Annotated in this window: 1 protein-coding gene; it reads right to left on the minus strand. The window is 34.3% G+C overall.

Annotated elements, in window-relative coordinates:
* Positions 1-126: 126 nt before the first annotated feature.
* Positions 127-341: DUF4301 family protein (locus J1C54_RS16500; protein ID WP_229150080.1), on the minus strand; the 215-nt coding region annotated here is incomplete at its 5' end.

Consider the following 341-nt stretch of genomic DNA (forward strand, 5'->3'; position numbering starts at 1 on the left):
TAGAATTTAAAATATCAAAACTAAGAACAACCTTTGTTGCGACTTTATTAACATGTTGCCCTCCACTACCTGAGCTTCGAACAGCCTTAAATGTTAACTCAGAAATTAATTTTTCCGCATCCACAATTAGTTAATTTGATGCGTGTCTTTGAGCAGGTCGTTTACCGTTTTAACCGGATTAAAGGTTATAATTGGCACTTCAACAAAAATCGTGTTCCAAAAGGCCATACTACCATTCCATAGGCCTGGTAGTTCTAATGCTTTTAAATCTTTACCAACCTTTGTTTTCATGGTAATAAAAGCAGCCTTATGATCTACAAAATCTTCAAGATTAAACTTTT

It is taken from the genome of Alcanivorax sp. 1008, from assembly GCF_020667895.1.
In the GTDB taxonomy this organism is placed as follows: Bacteria; Pseudomonadota; Gammaproteobacteria; order Pseudomonadales; family Alcanivoracaceae; genus PGZG01.